General features: G+C 37.1%; 4 protein-coding genes. 1 reads left to right on the top strand and 3 read right to left on the bottom strand.

Translation table 11 applies throughout. From position 1 onward, the window contains the following. The 3 genes from ACRCJ0_RS12385 to ACRCJ0_RS12375 all read right to left on the bottom strand — a co-directional run. Positions 1-104 (bottom strand): acyl-CoA dehydrogenase family protein (locus ACRCJ0_RS12385; protein WP_431390614.1); only part of this gene is annotated, 104 nt, incomplete at its 3' end. A gap of 227 nt (positions 105-331) precedes the next feature. Continuing rightward, positions 332-1,063, bottom strand: a complete 732-nt coding sequence (locus tag ACRCJ0_RS12380) for a DUF3307 domain-containing protein (RefSeq protein ID WP_419971253.1) — start codon at positions 1,061-1,063, stop codon at positions 332-334. Beyond that, a complete protein-coding gene (locus ACRCJ0_RS12375) occupies positions 1,047-1,712 on the bottom strand; it encodes a SatD family protein (RefSeq protein WP_048727314.1) in 666 nt (221 codons plus the stop codon). Before ACRCJ0_RS12375 ends, ACRCJ0_RS12380 begins: the two co-directional genes overlap by 17 nt. 306 nt (positions 1,713-2,018) lie before the next feature. Here ACRCJ0_RS12375 and ACRCJ0_RS12370 point away from each other — a divergent pair. Next, on the top strand, positions 2,019-2,233 hold a 215-nt coding region (locus ACRCJ0_RS12370), incomplete at its 3' end, for a cation:dicarboxylate symporter family transporter (protein ID WP_431390613.1).

The raw sequence follows: 2,233 nt of genomic DNA, 5'->3' as shown, positions 1-2,233 counted from the left end.
CCTTCCTTTTCAATCTCTTCGTATCTTGGGGCAATTTCTTTTTCCGCAAACTTTTGAATCATCTTACGGAGTAGTTCTTGTTCATCAGTGAATTTAAAATCCATGTATTTTCACCACTTTCAGTATATTGTGTACTATTTCACCATCCAAGTATACGCTAGACGGATTGTCGTTTTCCTTGACTTATATCAAACTTTTGACGAAAAAAGATTAAAATTAAAGTGCTTACATAGATTTTTAGGACCACGAATATATCTTATAAGTTTAAGTGAAGAGCGGCACAAAAAACATCTTACTTAACAATCGCCTAAATCGCTAAGTAAGATGTCTTCTAAAATATAAAAAAGTATGATACGACGACAAATAGAATGGAAAATAAGGTACCGATTAAATAGTATTCGGCGAATCCTTGGTTCTCCTCAATCAGTTTAAAGCGGGCAATAGACTTCGCAGTATAGATTAAGCCGATGGAAGATAGGGCATTTAATGACAGGAATATAGCTGATAAAATTCGTTCTAAATTCCCAATCATAGCGCCTGCACCAGGAACAGTGACTATTTCAGTTTGGTCAACTTTATCGTCGGTGTAATTTTGATATTGATTGAAAAGCACTTTAAAGGTAACGTTCGCGGGTTTGGTTATTAATACCGTCAGTAAGGTCCATTTCAAGACCAATGTAGGTATGGATACGAAGACGTCACCGGATGCCGGGAAAACAACCTGACTTAAGACGACAATCAATGAAATATGTAGCAATTGATCAATCAGATAAATATAAGGAATCTGTTCTGCCTGGAATATCCACTTCCGCTGTAGGGTCACCTTCAGTAAATCAATGATGATATGTCCTAGCCATACAGCTGAAAATAAGAGAATCATATTCGACTGCCAAGTGAGTAACCATGATATAAACAAAAGTAATCCATGGATAGCTAGGTGTCTAGCAAGAGCGGCGTGACTCTTTCTCTTGGCTTCTGACAGTTCCTCACTTTGAAAATGGTAATCACCTAGAAAGTGGGCAATTAATAATACGAGTGTGATGGCATTATGAATCAGTATCATCGACCTCCTGAATGAAACGTGCCAGCTGTTCTTTTCCAGCTAGATAGATTTTAATATTGGCTGAATTTAGTCGTTTACTTAAAGCTGAGGGTGATAATTCTAATTTTTTAGCAAGTGCTTTTTGATTAAATGATTGCTGGTAAATCCCCGTCTCTAAAAGTCCATTGAAGACATATAGCTGGGTTTTAGTCCAACTTGACCGGATAGTATCCGTCAGTAAGAGCAGGGTATTGATGGTGTCATCTTTTCCCTCTAGACCAGTAAAGACTTGACGTAAATTACCGCTGTAATCGTGTTGCTTGACTGATTCAATGGCGCTTCTAGCGTGCCAGTATGCAGGGCCATCTGCGCCTATACTGACTTCAGGATCAATCTCTGTGGCTATTGACCCGTAACCAATCCCAAAGCGAATGGGATGGGGAATGAGTCGTTGGATGTCATCTATCATTTGAAACACTTGATGATGAGGTTTAATCAACACTTGAAATTCATCACCTAAGGTTATCGTTAATTTTGACGCGATGATGTCACCATAGTTTTGGTTAATTGTAGCAAAACTTTCTAATAAGTTTTCTTGTAAGTTTTCTCGGTCAGCTGATTTTTTTGAATCAATTAAGTCACCGATAATCGCTATATAGTTTTTAGACATAAGGCACCTCCTGGATATCCATTATAACGGAAATTATATTTAATTGCCAATATTACGGAAACTAAGTGATTAAAATATCCGTTATTTAGGAAATTTATAAAAATTGTCTTTATTTCCGCCATACTTCACAATGTATGCACTACATCACATCTGTTCGGTAATTAATGTGTTTCAATTTTAGACCAATAGTGACCGATATTCGATTATCTACTATAAAATCCTGAGTGCTATACTACGAAACAAGCTATTAGAGACCTATTGCTAACAAACTAAAGTAGGTCTTGATAAATGATTGGAGGAATATGTATGTTTAAAAAACCTAATTTATTGGTACAGATACTCATAGTTGCCATTTTAGGTATCGCCGTTGGGTACTTTTTCCCAGGCATCAGTAGTCATTTTGGTATGCTGGGAGATCTCTTTATGAACCTCATCCAAATGCTCGTCGTGCCACTCGTTTTTCCATTAATTGTCTTATCAGTGGTAGAAATCGGTGGTGGGAATCAACTAGGGAAGGTCAT

It is taken from the genome of Aerococcus sp. L_32 (assembly GCF_050689315.1).
This window is presented reverse-complemented; position numbering and strand designations above follow the sequence as displayed.